The organism is Myroides albus (genome assembly GCF_024722315.1).
In the GTDB taxonomy this organism is placed as follows: domain Bacteria; phylum Bacteroidota; class Bacteroidia; order Flavobacteriales; family Flavobacteriaceae; genus Flavobacterium; species Flavobacterium album_A.
In genome coordinates, this window is sequence record NZ_CP102754.1 from 3,012,194 (window position 1) to 3,033,543 (window position 21,350).

At 32.7% G+C, this 21,350-nt stretch carries 22 protein-coding genes; 19 read left to right on the plus strand and 3 right to left on the minus strand.

Annotation, left to right across the window (positions count from 1 at the left end):
• The first annotated feature begins 6 nt into the window (after positions 1-6).
• The 14 genes from NWE55_RS13520 to NWE55_RS13585 all read left to right on the plus strand — a co-directional run bounded on the left by NWE55_RS13520 (position 7) and on the right by NWE55_RS13585 (position 13,373).
• The gene (locus NWE55_RS13520) at positions 7-951 is read left to right on the plus strand and encodes an AAC(3) family N-acetyltransferase (RefSeq protein WP_258204213.1); all 945 of its coding nucleotides are present in this window, start codon (positions 7-9) and stop codon (positions 949-951) included.
• Positions 952-1,048: 97 nt separating this feature from the next.
• A complete protein-coding gene (locus NWE55_RS13525; protein ID WP_258204214.1) occupies positions 1,049-2,212 on the plus strand; it encodes a hypothetical protein in 1,164 nt (387 codons plus the stop codon).
• Positions 2,213-2,217: 5 nt separating this feature from the next.
• On the plus strand, positions 2,218-3,345 hold the full coding sequence (locus NWE55_RS13530; protein ID WP_258204215.1) for a glycosyltransferase family 4 protein: 1,128 nt from the start codon (positions 2,218-2,220) through the stop codon (positions 3,343-3,345).
• A gap of 17 nt (positions 3,346-3,362) precedes the next feature.
• Complete coding sequence (locus tag NWE55_RS13535) at positions 3,363-4,361, plus strand: glycosyltransferase family 2 protein (protein ID WP_258204216.1); 999 nt, start codon at positions 3,363-3,365, stop codon at positions 4,359-4,361.
• Entirely contained in the window at positions 4,358-4,939 is a 582-nt protein-coding gene (locus NWE55_RS13540) for a sugar transferase (RefSeq protein ID WP_258204217.1), read from the plus strand. Before NWE55_RS13535 ends, NWE55_RS13540 begins: the two co-directional genes overlap by 4 nt.
• A 129-nt stretch (positions 4,940-5,068) precedes the next feature.
• Positions 5,069-5,500 carry an IS200/IS605 family transposase gene (tnpA, locus tag NWE55_RS13545; protein WP_155093506.1) on the plus strand — a complete coding sequence of 144 codons (432 nt, stop codon included), beginning with the start codon at positions 5,069-5,071 and terminating at the stop codon, positions 5,498-5,500.
• Between the two features lie 88 nt (positions 5,501-5,588).
• Positions 5,589-6,656 carry a right-handed parallel beta-helix repeat-containing protein gene (locus NWE55_RS13550; protein WP_258204218.1) on the plus strand — a complete coding sequence of 356 codons (1,068 nt, stop codon included), beginning with the start codon at positions 5,589-5,591 and terminating at the stop codon, positions 6,654-6,656.
• 176 nt (positions 6,657-6,832) lie between these two features.
• Positions 6,833-7,744, plus strand: a complete 912-nt coding sequence (locus NWE55_RS13555; RefSeq protein WP_155093499.1) for an IS982 family transposase — start codon at positions 6,833-6,835, stop codon at positions 7,742-7,744.
• Positions 7,745-8,033: 289 nt separating this feature from the next.
• Positions 8,034-9,170 (plus strand): DegT/DnrJ/EryC1/StrS family aminotransferase, encoded by a 1,137-nt coding sequence (locus NWE55_RS13560; protein WP_258204219.1) that lies wholly within the window; start codon positions 8,034-8,036, stop codon positions 9,168-9,170.
• A gap of 560 nt (positions 9,171-9,730) precedes the next feature.
• Positions 9,731-10,021 carry an IS66 family insertion sequence element accessory protein TnpA gene (gene tnpA / locus NWE55_RS13565; protein WP_258204220.1) on the plus strand — a complete coding sequence of 97 codons (291 nt, stop codon included), beginning with the start codon at positions 9,731-9,733 and terminating at the stop codon, positions 10,019-10,021.
• Positions 10,021-10,359: an IS66 family insertion sequence element accessory protein TnpB gene (tnpB, locus tag NWE55_RS13570; protein WP_258204221.1), complete on the plus strand. Its 339-nt coding sequence runs from the start codon at positions 10,021-10,023 to the stop codon at positions 10,357-10,359. Before tnpA (NWE55_RS13565) ends, tnpB (NWE55_RS13570) begins: the two co-directional genes overlap by 1 nt.
• A 49-nt stretch (positions 10,360-10,408) precedes the next feature.
• Entirely contained in the window at positions 10,409-11,959 is a 1,551-nt protein-coding gene (gene tnpC / locus NWE55_RS13575) for an IS66 family transposase (protein ID WP_258204222.1), read from the plus strand.
• Positions 11,960-11,976: 17 nt separating this feature from the next.
• Positions 11,977-12,384, plus strand: coding sequence for a hypothetical protein (locus NWE55_RS13580; protein WP_258204223.1), 408 nt, complete (start codon positions 11,977-11,979; stop codon positions 12,382-12,384).
• Positions 12,366-13,373, plus strand: a complete 1,008-nt coding sequence (locus NWE55_RS13585) for a hypothetical protein (RefSeq protein ID WP_258204224.1) — start codon at positions 12,366-12,368, stop codon at positions 13,371-13,373. The genes NWE55_RS13580 and NWE55_RS13585 overlap by 19 nt, the downstream gene beginning before the upstream one ends.
• Here NWE55_RS13585 and istB read toward each other — a convergent pair.
• Complete coding sequence (gene istB, locus NWE55_RS13590; RefSeq protein ID WP_258204225.1) at positions 13,350-13,961, minus strand: IS21-like element helper ATPase IstB; 612 nt, start codon at positions 13,959-13,961, stop codon at positions 13,350-13,352. The genes NWE55_RS13585 and istB overlap by 24 nt on opposite strands.
• Positions 13,962-13,972: 11 nt before the next feature.
• Here istB and tnpA (NWE55_RS13595) point away from each other — a divergent pair, with 11 nt between their 5' ends.
• The 3 genes from tnpA (NWE55_RS13595) to tnpC (NWE55_RS13605) are packed head-to-tail and all read left to right on the plus strand — an operon-like array spanning position 13,973 to position 16,195.
• Positions 13,973-14,257, plus strand: coding sequence for an IS66 family insertion sequence element accessory protein TnpA (gene tnpA, locus NWE55_RS13595; RefSeq protein WP_160338907.1), 285 nt, complete (start codon positions 13,973-13,975; stop codon positions 14,255-14,257).
• Entirely contained in the window at positions 14,257-14,595 is a 339-nt protein-coding gene (tnpB, locus tag NWE55_RS13600) for an IS66 family insertion sequence element accessory protein TnpB (protein ID WP_258204226.1), read from the plus strand. The genes tnpA (NWE55_RS13595) and tnpB (NWE55_RS13600) overlap by 1 nt, the downstream gene beginning before the upstream one ends.
• A gap of 49 nt (positions 14,596-14,644) precedes the next feature.
• Entirely contained in the window at positions 14,645-16,195 is a 1,551-nt protein-coding gene (gene tnpC, locus NWE55_RS13605) for an IS66 family transposase (protein WP_258204227.1), read from the plus strand.
• Positions 16,196-16,221: 26 nt separating this feature from the next.
• Here tnpC (NWE55_RS13605) and NWE55_RS13610 read toward each other — a convergent pair whose 3' ends face one another.
• Positions 16,222-16,419 (minus strand): ATP-binding protein, encoded by a 198-nt coding sequence (locus NWE55_RS13610; protein WP_258204228.1) that lies wholly within the window; start codon positions 16,417-16,419, stop codon positions 16,222-16,224.
• Positions 16,420-16,437: 18 nt separating this feature from the next.
• The gene (gene istA, locus NWE55_RS13615; protein ID WP_258204229.1) at positions 16,438-17,991 is read right to left on the minus strand and encodes an IS21 family transposase; all 1,554 of its coding nucleotides are present in this window, start codon (positions 17,989-17,991) and stop codon (positions 16,438-16,440) included.
• Between the two features lie 389 nt (positions 17,992-18,380).
• Here istA and NWE55_RS13620 point away from each other — a divergent pair, with 389 nt between their 5' ends.
• Entirely contained in the window at positions 18,381-19,292 is a 912-nt protein-coding gene (locus tag NWE55_RS13620) for an HNH endonuclease (protein ID WP_258204230.1), read from the plus strand.
• A gap of 294 nt (positions 19,293-19,586) precedes the next feature.
• Positions 19,587-21,272, plus strand: a complete 1,686-nt coding sequence (locus tag NWE55_RS13625; protein ID WP_258204231.1) for a hypothetical protein — start codon at positions 19,587-19,589, stop codon at positions 21,270-21,272.
• Positions 21,273-21,350 lie beyond the last annotated feature (78 nt).

Genomic DNA, 21,350 nt, shown 5'->3' on the forward strand with positions numbered 1-21,350 from the left:
TTTGAAATGGGAGTAAAAAGTGTTGGGCGTAAAATTGTAAAGAACTTATTTGGAATAGATGGGCTCTCTCTTTTTGTTAAAAAACAAAAGAAGAAAATCTATTCGAGAATATATAAACAAAAGTATACAGCAAATGATATCGTATCAATGATGTGTGATATGGGGATGAAGAAGGGATCTAATGTTTTTATTCATAGTTCAATGACAGAGTTTTACAATTACAATGGCTCTGTAAATGAGCTAATAGATTGTATTTTAGATGTTCTAGGTGATGAAGGCACTTTGTTGATGCCTTGTTATCCCAAGAATAAATTTATGTTAAGTAAAATGGATGACAGTGAGGTTGTCTTCGATGTCAATTCTTCTCCATCTGGAGCAGGATATTTATCAGAAATATTCCGGAAATACCCAGGAGTAAAGAGAAGTATTAATTTACAGCATTCTGTATGTGCTTATGGTAAAAATGCTGATTTTTTTCTATCAGAGCATGTAAATTCCATTACAGCTTGGGATGAGTTTTCACCTTATTATAAAATGTGTCAAGAGAAAACATTAATTTTTGCTTTAGGCTTGCCTTATTTTCTTGGTACTGTAATTCATTGTACAGAGAGCATCCTAAAAGAAAAGTATGTTTATTTTTCTAATTTTTTTACGAAAGAAGTTAAATATAGTTATAGGGATTATGATGGTAATGTGTTGAAGTCTATTTTTTTAACTCATGAGTTTGAACGTAAAAGAAATAAGAAGAAGATAGTGAAAAAATATTTTGACAAAAGTCAGTTCCATGTTAGGAAAATTTCTAATCTTAGATTAGAAATGGTTGAAGCTAAGTATACTTTAGATTTACTCTTAGACTTAGCAGAAAGAGGAATAACTATGTATTCTAAACCAGACCCAAAGAAATTTATTGTGAATAAAAAATTTATAGAGTGTAATGTACAAGAAAAGTAATAGGATAAAGATAGTTTTTATCCTAAGTATTTATTATTGTTTACTACTGTGGATATATAAGTTTTTAATAGTTCCTAGGTGGAGTTACAAAGGTTTTGTGAATGATGCTCCTGAAATAAACTTGTATCTATCAATTTTAGGAGTTCTATTTACTACTTTTACTTTTGTTAGAATTCATAAAAGTGATAAGCCTTCTGCTATGATTATGAATTTAACTAATCTATTATTTTATTTTCCTTTATATGTATTCATTGCTTATAAAGATATAGCCGAAGGTTTTTTTCTTTTTGTTATTTTGTACCAATTATCTTTTTTTATATTATATCAATTGAAAAGTTTTTCGTTCCGAGCTTCTTTGCCGAGAAGTCGAGATATTTTCTTTTGGATTGTTGGGTTTATTTTAGTGTCTAATTTTTTTATTACAGCCTATTATAATGGATTTAAAATAAAAATAGATTTGAGCGATGTTTATGAAAATCGTCTGGCTGTAAGGGAATTATCTATTCCTAGTATTTTGAGTTATATTAAAGCATCATCATATTACGTTGGTATTTTAACACTAATGTATGCATTAAAAGCTCGAAATTGGGGACTAGTATTTTTTGTAGTTGTTTTACAACTAATGTCATTTGCATTTGGTGCTTCTAAAACACAGTTCTTTACTATTTTTATTTGCTTTATAGCTTTTTATTTTTATTCTGAGAAGTTTAAACTATGGGCTCCTGTTGCATTGACTTTCTTACTAGCATTTTCCATTATAGAGTTTCGGGTTTTTGATTCAACAACGATAAATGATATTTGGACAAGAAGATCTCTTTTTATACCTGGTAGTATATCGTATCAAATGTATGATTTCTTTGAAACCCCTCATCGTGAATTCTTGTACCTTAGAGGATCAGTATTAAGAATTTTTGGATTAGAAGATCCTTATGCTGCTCAAAATGGTTTTCAACGAATGATTGGCTTAATGTATGGAGGTAACGAGGATACAAATGCTAATACAGGTCTCTTAGGTAATGATTATGCCCAGTTTGGTTGGGGAGCAATTGTGTTTTATCCTTTTATAAGAGTGTTTATGTTGAAATTATATGATTTTTGTGCTCAAGGTGTTGATACGAGAATTATGGTTGTTCTTTCTATTTTTATTACATTTACATACATTTCAGGGGCTTTTTTTTCAGTTCTGTTAACTAATGGTTTAGCTTTAGTCTGTTATTTGTTATATTGTTTTCCCATAAGAAGTAAATTACATAATCGATAAAAAATATGAATATATTGCATATAGCTAATGACTATTCTGGTTCAAAAGTTTATCAGAACTTAATAAAGAATTTAGATTATTTAGATTTAAATCAAATAATATATACAGGTATTCGCGATGCTAGTCTTATTGATTGTAATAAAATTATTTTTTGTAGTTCAAAGTCAAGAATTATCTATAGAAATATTTTGACAAAATATGATAGAATCAATTTTTACCATAAAGTAAAAAAACTTAATAATGATCTAAAAAAACTTGTTGATTTATCAAAAATAGATTTAATTCATGCTCATACTTGGTATAGCGATGGAGCTGTAGCGTATGAGTTATTTAAAGATTGTAATATTCCTTATGTCATTACAATTAGAAACACTGACATGAATTTGTTTTATAAATTTATGTTGCATTTACGGAAGTATGGAGAACAAATATTACAAAATGCCAGAAAAATTATTTTTATTTCAGATGTTTATAAAGAAAGATTTTTAGAAACTTCTGTCTATAAAAGAAATTATCAAAGCTTTAATGATAAAATTACTATTAAGTATAATGGTATAGATAAATATTGGATTTCTAATTCAAATCAGCGCATGATATATTCTTCAAATAATATTTTTAAGATTTTGTATATTGGTAAGTTTGATAAAGGAAAAAATGTTTTGAATTTAATTAAAGCTATAAAAAGATTAAACATAGAGAGAAATCAGTTTTCTTTAACTTTAATTGGAGGTGGGGGCAATGATGAAAGAAAAGTTTTAGAAAGTATTATTGGTTGTAAATTTATTAATTTCTTAGGGGTTATATACGATAAGGAGAAATTGAAGGAAAAGTTTAGAGAGCATCATTTGTTTGCAATGCCTTCTCATGCTGAAACTTTTGGTTTAGTTTACTTGGAAGCTATCTCTCAAGGTTTACCTATCTTGAATACAGTTAATGAAGGTATTTATGGTATCTATAATAATGTGGGAGAAAGTGTTGTAAGTACTAGTATCGACTCTATCTCTGCAGGAATAAAAACATTAAGAGAAAATTATAATTCTTATGATTTTGTACCTTTCGAGATTGTAAGTAACCATTTATGGGAGTATATTGCTAAAGATTATAAAGGTATGTATGAGTGTGTATTACAATAAAAAGGATATTAGATAGAATGAGCATGGAAATTAGTATTATATGTCCAACATATAATGAAGAAAAGTACATTGATACGTGTATAGATTCATTAGTAAAACAAGATATAGATAAAGAAAAAATAGAAGTGTTTTTTGTAGATGGTAATAGTACAGATAGTACAGTCGAAATTATAAAAACATATCAAAAACAGTATAGTTGGATTAAGCTACTGAATAATCCAGAACGTATTGTGCCATACGCGATGAACTATGGTATAAAAGCTTCTCAAAGTGATATTGTTATGCGTATTGATGCACATTCTTTTTATGCGGATAATTATATTTCTGTTTTACTAAATGCTATTAGAGAATTTGGAGCAACAAACGTGGGAGCTGTTTGTAGAACAGACGTATTGAATAAAAATGCGAAGACTTTAGCTATAGGTGAGGTTTTAAGTAATCCGTTTGGTGTAGGAAACTCTTTGTTTAGATTAGGAGTCGATAAGATTACAGAAGTTGATACAGTTCCTTTTGGTTGCTATCGCAAGGAAGTTTTCGATAGGTATGGGTTGTATAACCCTAAGCTGGTGAGAAATCAGGATATTGAGCTGAACAAAAGGATAAAGAGAGATGGTGGTAGAATTTTATTAGTTCCGGATACTTATTGTACATATTTAGCAAGAGAGACTTATAAAGCATTGTCAAAGAATAATTTTCAAAATGGTATGTGGAATATTTTGACCGTATATTATACCAATGCGATGGATTCACTGTCTTTGCGTCATTTTATTCCTTTGCTTTTTGTATTATCTTTAGTTATACCAAGTTTATTGGGATTGATATGGGCTCCATTTGTTATTTTAAGTGTTTTGTCCTTTGTGTTGTACTTTCTGTTGGTTTGTATTATTTCTATTAAGGCATATATGAAGAATGAAGTGAGTATATGCTATATGATATTAACATTCTACGTTTTACATATTTCATATGGTGTTGGATCATTGGTTGGGTTAAAACGCGTATTATTTAAGCAGGTATGATAATTAAAAGAATATTTGATTTTTTAGCTTCGTTTTTTGGGCTACTATTAATTTGGCCTCTACTATTAGTAGTTGCTATAATGATTAAAGTGAAAATGCCAGGAGGACCAGCAATATTTAAACAAAAGAGAGTGGGGCAGCATGGTAAATTATTTACGATGTATAAATTTCGTTCTATGACGATAGGGCATAGTGGATCTTCTGTATCAGTGCGTGGAGAAAGTCGTATAACTCCATTTGGAGCTAAGATTCGCAAGTATAAGATAGATGAACTTCCCGAATTATGGAATGTTCTGATAGGCGATATGAGTTTGGTAGGACCTCGTCCCGATGTACCTGGTTATGCTGATAAATTAGAAGGAGATGATAGAAAGATGTTATTATTAAAACCAGGGATTACTGGCCCTGCAAGTTTGAAATATAAAAATGAAGAAGAAATATTAGCTGAACAAGAAGACCCAATTAAATTTAATGATGAAGTGATTTTTCCAGATAAAGTTAAGATTAATATTCATTATTTAGAAAACTGGTCTTTTGTGAATGATATCAAAATTATTTTTAAAACTGTTTTAGGTTAATCAAGAATGATGAATAAAGTAAATATTCTTATTGTTATCTTTTGTACTTTATTGGTCGCAGACTGTAGTTAAAACTATGCACTTTAGTGCATTTAGCTTTCAGCTTCTAAAAATGTTTACCTTTGATATATGGAATATCAACGAACCGGAGGACATAGTGTATCACGTTTAACCGCCCATATAGTATGGGTGACTAAATATCGTTATCCAGTATTGGAAGGAGATATTCAGATACGTTGTCGTAGTCTGATCATTCAGATTTGTGAAGCAGAAGATATTCAAATTTTAAAAGGTGTAGTATCAAAGGATCATGTTCATCTTCATATAGAATATCGACCATCTCAAAACATAAGTAATATTGTCAAACTCTTCAAGGGTCGTACCTCAAGGAAACTCCAAATAGAATTTCCTGAGTTGAAGCACAGATACTGGGGACGTCACTTTTGGGCAATAGGCTTTGGTTGTTGGAGTACAGGAAATATTACTGATGAAATGCTAAATCAATATCTTGAACACCATCGTAAACCAAATGATAACGGAGGTAACTTTATACTTGAGTAAGTAGCTCCACCCAGGCAGACTTTAGTCTGCTTTAACAAACTATGGACTTTCAGTCCATAGTGGTTTATTTTTAGTTTATACTAGTAATGTGTTTTCTCAGACTAAAGATTTACCTTTAGAAGAATTAATTAAACTAAAAGATAATTATAAAATTGAAAATGAATATATAGGTGGGATGAAATCTGGGAAAGCAGTTTTTTCCCAATCAGATGAACAAGATGTTGTTGATTTTTATGTAACAAATAAGGACTCATTTTTAGAAGCTCTTAGAGATACTGTAATTAAGAATAAAGTTATTTATATTCCTCGTAATTTACGTATTGATTTGAGTGGAGAAAAAGCAATACTTATTTATAGCAATACTACAATAATTGGAGATCGTGGCGTTAATAAGAGTAATGGAGCTAGATTATTTACAAGTGATTCAGGAATTCTTCCTCTTTTTATTGTTTTAGATAATGTTAAAATTAAAGGAATAATTATTGAGGGTAATGATAAAGATGTATTTTATAAAAATAAAGAATATAAAGGTACAAATGCTGCTAATTTGAATAGATATAAAAATCCTGTCAGTGCAGGTATTCATGTTGATGGAAATAACTTTATTTTAGAAAATTGTGAATTATTAGGTTGGACGCATACTGCGGTTCATGTGAAAAGGAATTCTAAGAATAATATTTTTAAGTTTAATTATTTTCATCATAATCAACGTTATGGGCTTGGTTATGGTATCATGGTTGATGGCGGGGAAGCGATTGTATTTGGCAATTTATTTGATTATAATAGGCATGATATTGCTGGAACAGGTATCATTGGGTCTAGCTATGAAGTTTACTGTAATGTATTTTTAGCAAATACACATTCTGATAGTATTGATATGCATGGTGGAAAAGATAGGAATGATAATACTGATATAGCAGGTTCATATATGTATGTTTATAATAATTATTTTGAAAGAAATAAAGAAGGTCGTAAAGCTGCTTGGTTAAGAGGTGTACCTGTAAAACAATCTTTCTTTAAGAATAATTATGTGAAACTTATAGGAGGAAATAAGAATGAAAATTATCCGGATAAAAATCAATTTATGCAAATTAATGCTAAAGGAAATATTAGTATTGAGAATAATTTTATTATTGGTGATATAATTGAGAAATGAATTTTTCATACCATATAAGTTATTTTTCAATTTCATAAATATTAATTCACTTTTTCTTCATATTTTATAATAACGTGAGTTCGATATAAGAAAAAGCAAAAAAAAGCTATAAAAAAAGAGATAGGATTAGTATATTTAAGGTTCTGAATCACAAATATTTAACTAAAACTATCTCTATGTTATCTACAGACAAAATTACTGAAATTTATTATGAAGTCGATGAATTTTTTAAAGCATATTCAAATGTTTTGCAATCTCATAGTATTGAATCAGATAGTACAAAGAAAAAACGTAATCGAAAGTCAACACTTAATGCAAGTGAAGTAATGACTATTTTGATTTTATTTCATGATAGTGGTTTTAGATGTTTAAAACATTATTATATTGATTATGTAAAAGTTCATATGCAAAAGGAATTTCCTAAAACTGTTTCTTATAATCGCTTTGTAGAACTACAAAAAACGGTTATTGTACCTTTAGGAATCTTCTTAAAATCTAATAGATTAGGCAAATGTACAGGAGTTTCATTTATAGATTCTACTCCTTTAAGAGTGTCACACATTAAAAGAGAAAAGCAGCATAAAACATTTAAGAATATAGCAACAAAAGGTCAGTGTTCTATTGGTTGGTTTATGGGGTTTAAACTTCATTTAATTATAAATGATAAAGGTGAAATACTTGATTTCTTATTAACTCCAGCCAATGTTGATGATAGAAAACCTTTAAAAGAATTGAATTTTCATAAACGTATTTTTGGTAAACTCTTTGGAGATAAAGGATATATCAGTAAAGATCTTTTTGAACAAATGTTCGTTGATGGAGTACATTTAGTTACTAAAATCAAAAAAAACATGAAGAACTCAATGATGCTACTTGCCGATAAAATACATTTAAAGAAAAGAGCACTTATTGAAACTGTAAATGATGAATTAAAGAATATGTGTCAAGTAGAACATACAAGACACAGATCCTTTAATAATTTTATAGCAAATATGTTAGCTGCTTTGATTACATATTCATACTTCCCGAAAAAGCCTTCTATTAATAATATTAACGACATTATTGATCAAAATAGACTAATAGCTTAAGTCGAACTCACGTTATAATATATGAAATGTATGTTTTTATCAAAAATTAAAACTCTTTTGTATTATAGTAGCTTATAATAAAGCTACTATATTTAGTTCCCATCTTTCTTTATCGTCTTTAATAGTTTAGTTCAATGGAAACAAGGCAAGTGGTGGTGTGCGGCAGTGGTGTTTGTATTCACCTTTTTTATTCACGGTGCAGCCTTGATAAAAGATCGAAAACTTTTCAATTAATTGTTTAAAACTTCTTACCTTTAACCTTCAAATTTGAACAAAACATTACTGTATAATGAAGTCAAAAATATGGTTATCCTCTCCACATATGGGAGGTAATGAATTGAAGTATATTCACGAGGCATTTGATTCGAATTGGGTTGCTCCCTTAGGACCAAATGTAAATGGATTTGAAGCTGATTTGGAAAGTTTTTTAGCAGATGGTGTACAAGTTGCAGCTTTAAGCGCTGGAACTGCAGCTTTGCATTTAGGATTAGTAAACCTTGGAGTAGAGGCTGGAGACGAAGTAATTTGTCAGACAATGACTTTTTCCGCTTCTGCTAATCCAATTGCTTATTTAGGTGCCAAACCTGTCTTTGTGGATAGTGAAGCAGATACGTGGAATATGTGTCCAAAGGCTTTGGAGGATGCTATCAAGTCTCGCGCGATGGCAACTGGTAAAAAGCCAAAGGCTATTATCCCTGTTCACTTATATGGGATGCCTGCCAAGATGGATGAGATCATGGCGGTAGCTCGCAAGTACGAAGTGCCTGTATTGGAAGATGCTGCAGAGGGACTGGGGAGTACTTATAAAGGACGTCAATGTGGTACAATAGGACATATGGCTGCTTTGAGCTTCAACGGAAATAAAATCATAACAACTTCAGGCGGTGGTGCTTTGGTTTGTCAAACAAAAGAGCAAAAAGATCACGTGGTGTTCTTATCCACACAAGCTCGTGATACAGCGGCTCACTACCAACACTCTCACATTGGATACAACTACCGCATGAGTAATATCGTAGCGGGGATTGGTCGTGGACAAATGGAGGTGTTAAAGGATCGCATCGCGGCTCGTCGTTCCAATAATGCCTTTTACCAAGATTTGTTTAAGGATATCGAAGGGGTGACTGTATTTACCGAGCCTTCTGAGGATTTCTTCTCTAACCATTGGCTAAGCTGTATAACGATAGATGAAGCTGTTTGTGGAAAAAACAGAGAACAATTGCGTTTGGCACTTCTTGAGGATAATATCGAAACGCGTCCACTGTGGAAGCCAATGCACATGCAACCCGTTTTTCAAGATGCTCCATACTACGGAACCAATGTCGCTGAGAAGTTATTCGACCGAGGCCTTTGCTTGCCATCGGGAAGTAATTTAACAGATGAAGATAGAGCGCGTATAGCTAAGGCTGTAAGAGCGTTTTTTAAATAGAAAATAGTTCACAGTTACACTTTACAGTTAATGGTAGTAAACATCCTGAGGCCTTCCAGGGCCTTCGCTAAAATTGTCTACCAGACATTTTCTTTAAGTTCAGTCTTTTTGTAAACGGTTAATTAATAACTAATTATATAAATTAAAAGCTATTGTTGAGAGATAATAGCTTTTTTTATTAGTTGCAAACTGTAGTTAAAACTATGTACTTTAGTGAATTTAGCTTTCAGCTTCTAAAAATGTTTACCTTTGATATATGGAATATTCACAGACTTTAGTCTGCTTTAACAAACTATGAACTTTCAATCCATAGTGGTTTGTTTTTTTTTAGTGTGTTGTGGTGCTTTATTGCTTTTTTATTTGAAATTTATTTAAATTTGAAGCGTATTTTTAAACTATAAATTTAGTGTTTTGAAGGGAACAAGATTATTTATATTATATGTAATGATTTCCGTTTTATTTATGGGATGTGGAATGAATTCTAAAAGGGTATCCACCCGAGCAACCACATATTTCATAAGCTAACTTAAGGTAGTAAGTTTGTTTCAAATAATAAATAGATGAGCAAACAAGAAATAATGTATTCTCATGTAGAGGATTGGAGAACAAGTGGATTAACGCAATCAAGATACTGTGAAAGTGTAGGAATTAAATTAGCAACCTTTAGTTATTGGGTGGTTAAGTATAAGGCAAAGTCAGAGTCAACACAATTAGACAATAATTTTATAACTGTGACAAAAGACCAAGTAAGCAATAGTCAAGAATATGAAATCGTATATCCCAATGGTGTAAAGCTACGTGTACAAACAGACAATCTTAGCGAACTATATTCATTAGTAAACTTAGTATAATGTTTAGTTTGAGTAGTTCTAATCAATTTCATTTGTATAGACAAGCTTGTGATATGCGCAAGAGTTTTGATAGCCTTTGTGGACTTGTCCAAAATGAACTTCATCAAGTAGCTCATAACGGGAGTGTCTATATATTTATCAATAGACGCTGTAATCAAATGAAGCTCTTGCATTGGGAAGCAGGAGGCTTTGTGTTATACCACAAACGCTTAGAACAAGGAACTTTTGCTTTTCCCACCCATAGTAAAGCTCAAATAAGTTGGAGTGATTTAGTACTGATGGTAGAGGGAATCCAGGTTATCAAAAGTAACCAAAAAAGGCGTTTTTCATTGAAGTAAAACAGGTTAAAACCTTGTATATTTAAGGCTTTTGACGTATTTTTACTTCATGGAAATAGACTTAGAAAACTTATCGAAAGAACAACTTTTGGCGCTTATAAAAAAGCAGTCCAAGACTATTTCCAAACAAGACAAAGTAAATACTAAGCTAGAGCAAAAGACATCTAAGCTAGAACAAGAAAAGCAAGAACTCCAACGCTTAGTAGATCTTTTACGACGCATGCAATTTGGACAAAAACGCGAGCGTTTCGAAGACCCTAATCAAACACAGTTGCCTTTAGAGGTTCAGCAAGCAGTCTTAGAAGAACAAGAAGAAGTAATCAAACAAGAGATCACTTATTCTCGTCAGAAGAAAAAACATCCAGGAAGAGCTAAACTACCTGATCATTTACCTGTAGAAGAAATAGAAATCTACCCAGAGGGAGATTTATCTGATAAGATTTGCATTGGTAAAGAAACTACAGATGTGTTAGATTATGTTCCAGGTTACTTTAAAATCAAACGGTACATCCGATATAAATACGCCACGAAAGATAAAGACAACACTCAAATTAGTATTGCATTGCTTCCAGAGCGAATTATAGATAAAGGAATACCTTCAGAAGGATTATTATCTACAATACTTGTTGACAAGTATGTAGATCACCTTCCACTATATCGCCAGAAGCAACGCTTTTCAAGAGAAAATATCGATATAGCTTCTTCTACTATAGATGGCTGGGCAACTCAAAGCATGGATGCTTTAAAACCACTATATGAAAAGCTTCTGCTGGACATCAAAAATGAAGGATATCTTCAAGTTGATGAAACCACGATCAAAGTCTTGGATGAAAAAAAGAAAGACAAATCTCATCTTGGGTATTATTGGGTGTATCACGCACCTATATCCAAACTCGTAATGTTCAATTACAGTCCCACACGTAGTGGCAGCGCTGCACTACCTGTATTAGAAAACTTCAAAGGATATCTGCAAACCGATGGTTATAGCGGATACAAAGCCTATGGAGCTAAGTCAGATGTAACGCATCTTGGTTGTTGGGCACATGCTCGTCGTGAGTTTGAAAGAGCTCTTGACAATGATAAGACAAAAGCACAGCATGTACTTATAGAAATACAGAAACTATATGCTGTGGAAAAAAAGGCGAAGGAACAAAACTTAACACCTGATCAAATCAAAGAGCTTCGTCTAAAAGAGAGTTTACCTATCATCAATGAATTGGGTAAATATATGTTTGTTCAAATGAAACTTACACTTCCTAAAAGTCAAATAGGCAAGGCCTTTGCTTACTCTCAAACTAGATGGGATAATCTTAGTGCGTACTTATATGATGGAAATCTACAGATTGACAATAATCTTGTAGAAAACGCTATTAGACCTGTAGCGCTTGGTCGTAAAAATTACTTGTTCGCAGGATCACACGATGCAGCGCAAAGAGCAGCGATGGCTTATACCTTTTTTGCTAATTGTAAAAAGCATGACGTTAATCCATATCAATGGCTTAAATATGTTCTAGAAAATATTCAATCTATCAATCATAAGAATATTACAGATTTATATCCTCATAACTATAAAAAGGCAATCTCTGACGCTGTAGAATAATTTTTATACCTCACAAGATGTACTTGCTAGGGTGGATACCTAAAAGGGAATTGATTGCGCTTAAAAGGGAAGTTGTCGAAAGTTTTGTTGAAACTTTAGATTCTTCTCAATTGGTACAAATTATGTTAATTGAAAATAATAATGATTTTCATATATGGAGTGAGTACCTGAATTGTTCTGTATATTCTCTTCAACGAATAGAGAAAGGTAGAAGCTATTTAACAAGTAAAGGAGAAGATGCTTTGCGTAAAATTGTAAAAGAATTATTCGTGTTAAAAGCAAGTAAACGCATTAATTTCACTGATAATTTTAAGGAATTGCGTTTAGTTATTTTTAATGATATTTTTAAAGGGCAACTATCTGAAAACAGAGATTTGACACGTTTTGAAACAACTATAGATTTAGTATGGGAAGAATTAGATTAACTTTAGGTAGATATGTAAGTACGTTTTTGACAATTCTGAGTGTTTTTTTCTTAGTTGGATGTAAGAAAGACAAAATACAAGAGATGGAAGACTTAAAGGTGAATAAACAAGCATATTTGTTGGAGAATATACGATTGGAAAAAGAAAGCCATATCAAATTTGTAAGTGAAATAAGTGAGCAAAAGAAAGAGTATTTTGATGAAAAGATAAATCAGTTTATTGAAGATTACGATAGTTTTGGAATGGTGAATATTCTAAGAAGACGTGTATTTAAAACTAATGAAGAGAACGTTAAGGAAATTTCCCAATCTATGCACTTAGCATTTAACTTGCTAGATTATCAGGAGTTTGAGCAAAAGAAAATAAATGAGTATTTAGATAGATTACAACTAAATAGAAGGCAGTTTGAATTAGGTGAAAAAGAGTTTTATACAGAGCAAGAAGTCTTAGATTGGAGAAATGGTACTGTACTGCAGAATATTAAAATGGGAGCAAATCAAATGGTAAATAATATTGAGGAGGATGCTACTAATGAAATTTTAAATATAGTTCTTATAGTATGGGATTTTGTTGCTATTGTATTGTTTATATTATCCTTGGTGTTTGGAATTAGTTCTTTTGTAGTTCCTCAACCTTTTTCTATAGCTGGATCAATATTTTCTTTCTTTCTTGGTTTTATATTGCTTTTTTATACAGAAGGAAAACGCGAGGCTATTATACGAGAGAGTCTTAAGGATGTGGTATCAAATGAGTTTGTCTTTAAAGAAAGTAATGCTTTGTTGATTGGTTTAAATAAGAATACGGAGTTTTATTATAATTCAGGTCAAGAAGTGGATCCAATGCAAGTTCGTTTGATTATGGATGAAGACTTATTGGGTATTTCGGTCAGACCGTGCCACCTATTTCGGTCAAATGGTGCCACTTTAAAAAGTAATACAATAATACGAAAAAAGTTATTTCAAACGTTAAAAGTTTGTCTTCCTCATTGATTCCCCATTAAGATTTATTCTATGGGAAGAGTTCACGATACGATCAAGAACAGCATCAGCAATGGTGTTTTCTCCGATTAAATCGTACCAAGCCGATACAGGTATTTGTGAGGATAAGATAATAGAAGCTTGATTATATCTTTGATCAACGATATCAAAGAGTGCTTCTCTGATCAGGTTATCAAAAGGTTGTAGTCCAAAGTCATCTAAAATAAGCAGGTCACATTTGAGTACTTTCTTAATTTCCCTTTGATACGTTCCATCTATTTTACTTGATTTTAGCAGGTTAAATAGATTAGCTGTATTAAAGTAAAGTACTTTATGCTCCATAAGACAAGCTTGGTATCCCAAGGCTTGCGCAAGATAACTTTTACCAACTCCACTAGCACCAGTTAAAATAATATTCTGTTTTTTTAGTACAAAATCTAAAGAGGCTAACCTATTAAAAGCATTCTTATCAAGGCCTCTATTTTGAGTATAATTAATATCAGCGATACTAGCATTTTGTCTAAAATTAGCTTGTTTAATGTATCCACGCGAGCAACCACATATTTCATAAGCTAACTTAAGGTAGTAAGTTTGTTTCAAATAATAAATAGATGAGCAAACAAGAAATAATGTATTCTCATGTAGAGGATTGGAGAACAAGTGGATTAACGCAATCAAGATACTGTGAAAGTGTAGGAATTAAATTAGCAACCTTTAGTTATTGGGTAGTTAAGCATAAGTCAGAGTCAACACAATTAGACAATAATTTTATAACTGTAACAAAAGGCCAAGTAAGCAAAACTCAAGAATATGAAATCGTATATCCCAATGGTGTAAAGTTACGTCTACAAACGGATAATCTTAGTGAACTATATTCATTAGTAAACTTAGTGTAATGTTTAGTTTGAGTAGTTCTAATCAATTTCATTTGTATAGACAAGCTTGTGATATGCGCAAGAGTTTTGATAGCCTTTGTGGACTTGTCCAAAATGAACTTCATCAAGTAGCTCATAACGGGAGTGTCTATATATTTATCAATAGACGCTGTAATCAAATGAAGCTCTTGCATTGGGAAGCAGGAGGCTTTGTACTATACCACAAACGCTTAGAACAAGGAACTTTTGCTTTTCCCACGCATAGTAAAGCTCAAATAAGTTGGAGTGATTTAGTACTGATGATAGAGGGAATCCAGGTTATCAAAAGTAACCAAAAAAGGCGTTTTTCATTGAAGTAAAACAGGTTAAAACCTTGTATATTTAAGGCTTTTGACGTATTTTTACTTCATGGAAATAGACTTAGAAAACTTATCGAAAGAACAACTTTTGGCGCTTATAAAAAAGCAGTCCAAGACTATTTCCAAACAAGACAAAGTAAATACTAAGTTAGAGCAAAAGACATCTAAGCTAGAACAAGAAAAGCAAGAACTCCAACGCTTAGTAGATCTTTTACGACGCATGCAATTTGGACAAAAACGCGAGCGTTTCGAAGACCCTAATCAAACACAGTTACCTTTAGAGGTTCAGCAAGCAGTCTTAGAAGAACAAGAAGAAGTAATCAAACAAGAGATCACTTATTCTCGTCAGAAGAAAAAACATCCAGGAAGAGCTAAACTACCTGATCATTTACCAGTAGAAGAAATAGAAATCTACCCAGAGGGAGATTTATCTGATAAGATTTGCATTGGTAAAGAAACTACAGATGTGTTAGATTATGTTCCAGGTTACTTTAAAATCAAACGGTACATCCGATATAAATACGCCACGAAAGATAAAGACAACACTCAAATTAGTATTGCATTGCTTCCAGAGCGAATTATAGATAAAGGAATACCTTCAGAAGGATTATTATCTACAATACTTGTTGACAAGTATGTAGATCACCTTCCACTATATCGCCAGAAGCAACGCTTTTCAAGAGAAAATATCGATATAGCTTCTTCTACTATAGATGGCTGGGCAACTCAAAGCATGGATGCTTTAAAACCACTATATGAAAAGCTTCTGCTGGACATCAAAAATGAAGGATATCTTCAAGTTGATGAAACCACCATCAAAGTCTTAGATGAGAAAAAGAAAGATAAATCTCATCTTGGGTATTATTGGGTGTATCACGCACCTATATCCAAACTCGTAATGTTCAATTACAGTCCCACACGTAGTGGTAGCGCTGCACTACCTGTATTAGAAAACTTCAAAGGATATCTGCAAACCGATGGTTATAGCGGATACAAAGCCTATGGAGCTAAGTCAGATGTAACGCATCTTGGTTGTTGGGCACATGCTCGTCGTGAGTTTGAAAGAGCTCTTGACAACAAAATCGCAAAAGCACAGCATGTACTTATAGAAATACAGAAACTATATGCTGTGGAAAAAAAGGCGAAGGAACAAAACTTAACACCTGATCAAATCAAAGAGCTTCGTCTAAAAGAGAGTTTACCTATCATCAATGAACTTGGTAAGTATATGTTTGTTCAAATGAAACTTACACTTCCTAAAAGTCAAATAGGCAAGGCCTTTGCTTACTCTCAAACTAGATGGGATAATCTTAGTGCGTACTTATATGATGGAAATCTACAGATTGACAATAATCTTGTAGAAAACGCTATTAGACCTGTAGCGCTTGGTCGTAAAAATTACTTGTTCGCAGGATCACACGATGCAGCGCAAAGAGCAGCGATGGCTTATACCTTTTTTGCTAACTGCAAAAAACACGATGTTAATCCATATCAATGGCTTAAATATGTTCTAGAAAATATTCAATCTATCAATCATAAGAATATTACAGATTTATATCCTCATAACTATAAAAAGGCAATCTCTGACGCTGTAGAATAATTTTTATACCTCACAAGATGTACTTGCTAGGGTGGATACTGTTTAATTAATCTTTCTACTTTTCTATTTTGCCTGTTTTCGTATTCATGGTCTGTTAGTAAAGCAATGTATTCATCTATAGTAAAAGATGTGATGGTGTTGTCTTTAAGGTGTCTGCTGTGTAGTGAAGCCATATCACTTAATCGCATTGCTTTTAGTTTTTCGATAGTCTGATTGTTATCCATATAATTAATTATTAATGTTTATTGATATGAAGAAGCTCCTCTAATATTGGCGTGTGAAGGGATATGAGGAGTATCGGCATTGAGTTGTTGTATTGTTTCTTGGTTGAGATCCATCTTGTGCTTAAGGATGTTTTTGATGTGCCTATAGGTTGCTATATTCTCTTTTAAGGCTAGTTCACAAGCTTTTTCTAATCTATCTGAACCATAGCTTTTATGTAGCTGTATTAATCCCATAACTCGTTTATATCCGATTTCTGGATATTCAACGTTATCAAGTATTTTTTCTACACATTTAACTACATTTTTACCAAGGGGTTGTGCTTGCTTTTTAAAGAATTCAGGGCTCCAACTAGTATAGTATTGATGTGTGCTTGACAGATGGTCTTTTGTTGTGTTATATGATCCCTTTGAAGGATTTCGTTGATGTAGAGCTATGCGTAGATGATTGTAATAAACTTCAACCGTGGTATGGGTATAGTGAAGGGTAGTTTGATGACCTATGTAGCGGTAAGGGACACTGTAATAGCTCTTATCAGGTGAAAAATACACATAACCTATCTTCTGTACTTTAGCTCTTTTATAATCCTTGATTTGATAGTTTGTAGATGGTAAAGGTTTTAGATACGGCCGTTCTACAGATTGAAAGAGTTCTGTTCGACTTGCTTCTTTACGCTGAAAAAGAATTTGATTGTAATGAGCTAGCCTTGTTTGTATTTCTTGGTTTAACTCTTCTAATGAAAAAAAGGTCATTTCTCTAATGGGATAAGAGATTCTTTGATAAACTAGATGAACTGCATTCTCCACCAAGGCTTTATCTTGTGGAGAGTAGGCTCTTGTTGGATTCACAACACAGCCATAATGTGAAGCAAAGTCTTTAAAACTTCGATTGATTTGTGCTTCATATTTACTAGAACGAGATACAGCTGATTTTAAATTATCAGATACAATAGCCAAAGGAACACCTCCATAGAAGTGCAAAGCATTGATGCAGCATTGGATTAAATCTTCTTTCTTTTGGCTAGCACAGACTTGAACATAAGTGTATTGACTGTTGGGAAGAATAGCCACAAAGACTTCTACAGGTATTATTTCTCCTGTTTGTTTATCTACATAGGAGAGTTTTTTCCCCGTAAAGTCAATATACATCTCTTTGCCTGGTTCATGTTCTAACTTCATGGAACCTTTTGCTTGTTTATACTTGCGATTATAATGCTCCATAAACTGAGTATAGCTATACGGATTTACTGTTGTTTCAGCATATTGATTATAGTGATATAGAAAGGTAAAACCAGGATGATTTCGGGCTTTATTGACTGTTTCAAAGTATAACATCAGCGCATTATGACGTTGGGTGTCAACAGTGGTAAAGCTAGAAAATAACTCTGATAATTGCAGGGTTTCAAACGATAATAGCTGCTCAACTGAATACTCACTTGCAGTAAAGAGTTGCATATAGGTATTAACTGTGTTGCGAGAAATACCTAATGTATGAGCTATTTTTCGATTACTATAGCCATCTAAATGTAAGGTAATAATTTGTTTTAAGTCCATTGGATCAAGTTTATTAGCCATATCTTATCGTTTAGAAAACAACAAGATAGGTGTAATTAACTTTCCAAAGTGGCACGGTTTGAACCGAAATAACGACAAGAGTTATTTTCAGTGGCACAAATCAAACCGGAAACTGGCTATAGTCGAAACGCAATAAATGGCACAGTTTGACCGAAATCACTGGCACAAGTACTCCGAAATCACTGGCACAAATCGAACCGAAATATCCACTTATCTAATGATGATTCTATTTATATAGAGGATAGTCAAAGTTTAGAGGTAGAGGAGATGGAGTATATAGAGGTCATTGAAAATGATGTAAAATAGGAGGAACAAGATCGAGAAGAAAAAAAGAAAAGGTAAGTGATAAACATTAATGCAGTAAACTCGGCTATGTAAAAAAAAATATAATGAAGTATAAGTTATTAGTTTTAACGGTATTGTTTATATTGTTTTCTTCTTGTAATAAAGTTGCAAAACAAACAGTAAAAAGTATGCCTAAGCGTTTTCTTGTTACTGCCTTAAAGACTAACGTGGTTGAAAAAAGTTCAATTTTTACTAAAAACCTTGAAATTAAAAATGCAAAACTTTTTTTAACTCAATTTAAAATTGATTCTAAATATTTAACGAAAATTAATATTTTAGATGAAAAGCAATGGGTTGATCTAACGACAGAAATGAATAAGTTTGCTGAGTTTAGAAAATGGATTATATCCAATCCAGACCAGATTGTTACATATAAAAAGATTTACGCTAATCGTTCTCTGCGTACAGATATGGGCTACTTAAAGAGTGTTTCAAGACAACTAATAGAGAACCCAAATAAGAAGCCTGTAATAGTTATTCGAAGAGGAGCAGTCAATAGAACAGATTACAACGTTAAGTTAGTTGCTAAAGTGTTTAAGCATAAAGAATTTCACATTAAAGGTGTTTTTCCTGATTTTTCAAATTATACTGCTTTTTCTACAAAGCTGCGAGCAGAACAGTATTTTTTAAGTGATCGTGCACAGTTTAAAATAGCTAAGAGAGAACTTCAAAGAGTAGTAGTTAATAATAATTCAAAAGCTATAGAAAAAAAGCTTCTTGAGATAAATGGTCATTCAAAATATTATCACCCTAATTATGGAGATGTTTCAGGTCGAAAACTTGTTGATTTGCAGATGAGAGATATTCAAAATCATAGTAAAGATAGAATTATTGGACTTACATGGCATCATAAGGAAGATTATGGAATAATCGACTTAGTGAATACTGAAGTACATAACAAAATACCCCATACTGGTGGAAGAGCTATTTGGGGAGGTGGCCGTCATTATAGATAAGAAGTAATTTCTTAATTTTATTATTAAAGTTCTTGATATTCTTAAAGCACTGATTCGGCAACGGGTAAATGATTTGGTAACGGGTAACCGATATAGGAGCCGAGAGGTTACGTGATAAAATATAAAATTAGTAGAGTAAAAAGCTGTTGTCGAAAGACAATGGCTTTTTTTATTAGCAGTGTTCCGGCTTCAGGTTTTCGGTTCCCAGTTCCTTGTTTCCTAATTGTCATTGATAAATTATTCATAATTCCCTTAAAATAAGATATCTTTATCATCAAGCTAAAAATACATTTTATGTTGGTAAAGCATTTTTACTTGGTGTTTTCGTCTTTTCTTTTTTTGTTTTCTTGTGATCGTGCAATTAAGCAAGATGTGCGTATCTATGAGCAGCTAATCGACAAGTATACCTTAGATGCTGTTGATTTAGAGCATGAACAACAAGATTTTACAGCCATTGAGCTTGAGAATGTCAAGGTGTTAAAACAAGCTATAGCATTAGTTAAAGCGAGTAAGAAAGGAGAGCTGACAGAAGGGGTATTTCTAAAGCAGGTGAACTTGCTTTATGATGCACTTCAAAACCCTGTGATTAGCCTTAGTGTTAAGGCTTGGGTTTATAGCTATATAGGCTTTTATTTTTATGCAGAGAATGAGTATGTGCAAGCAGCTCCATATTTTATAGAGCTTTCCCTTCTTATCGAGAATCAACTAGAAGAGTTGAGCTTAGGTAAAGAGGATATATTGCTAAATACAGCATTCTTTTTTCAAACCTTAGAGGAATACCGCCTTGCACAGGAGTATTTCTCACTTATTTTAAGTTTGCCTTTGTTAGAAGATACCACCACAGCTACGGTTTACTTCAACTTGGGGGAGTTAGCCTATAGGCAAGTCAATTTTGTAAAGGCTAAAGAATATTATTTAAAAAGTCAAGGCTTTGCATTAGATACGAAAGATACTTTGCGCTATGCAAAAACTCTTGGAGGATTGGGACAAATAGACATGAAAGAGGGCAGGGTAAAGAGTGCCAGGGAGTTGTTAGAAAAGGACTTTGTACTCTCAAGGCAAGTAGGGGATGTAAAGAATATGATGTACAGTAGATTGCTTCTCGGACAAGGATTGTTTGAGAATAATCAAATCGATAGCGCGTTTACGGCTTTAGAAGAGGCTCATGCTTATGCGTTTAAAATTGGAGGGGAAGTAGGTTATGAGTTTGAAATTCTCAGCTTTTTAAAACAAATTGCTCAATTAAAAAAAGAGGACAGCTTAGAGCTATACTATTCACGTGAAGTGGATAAAATAGCCCCAATAGCCAAAGAAAAGGAAGGGGAGCTTGCCATTCAATTAGTCAATGGAAAGTTGAACTATCACAAGATTCTTTGGGACTTAGAACTGAAAAAAGCAAAGGTTGAATCACTTTGGTATCAGCGCATTGTTTTATTTCTGGTTGTGAGTTTTCTGTGTTTGCTTTTATTAGGCGTTTATCTGTTTTTTAAACGCAGAAATAAGATGCAGGCATTTGCATATCAGACAAAGCTGATGCATTTTGAGTTAGCGCGAATCAAGTCAGAAGACCGATTGCACAAAGCCGAGAATACGCTTTCAGCGCATCAGCAGTTTCTCAGTGAAAAGACGACGCAAATTGCACAATTAGAGGAAGAATTACAAGCGCTGAAAAAATCATCCAGCACTTATTTAAAACACAATACACCAGCTATCCAGGAGTTGTTGCAGTCCCATCTTATGACAGAGGAAAACTGGGACTTGTTTAAGCTTGCTTTTTATAAAGAGCAAAAGCAGTATGTAGATTATCTTCAAAAACACTTTGCTGACTTAACAGAGAGTAATCTGCGTATTGTTTTATTGCAGAAAATTGGACTATCTAAAGAGCAAATTGCAAATTTGCTCGGTATAACTTCAGAGGCAGTTCGAAAGGCAAATCAGCGACTTAAAAAGAAATATGGGGAAAAGTATCATTTGCTTTAAGTCTGCTTTCCTTGGTCAAATTCGCGCTGTGAACGCAGCATTTTTTCTTTTTTTGGATTAGTTAGCCATTTACTATTT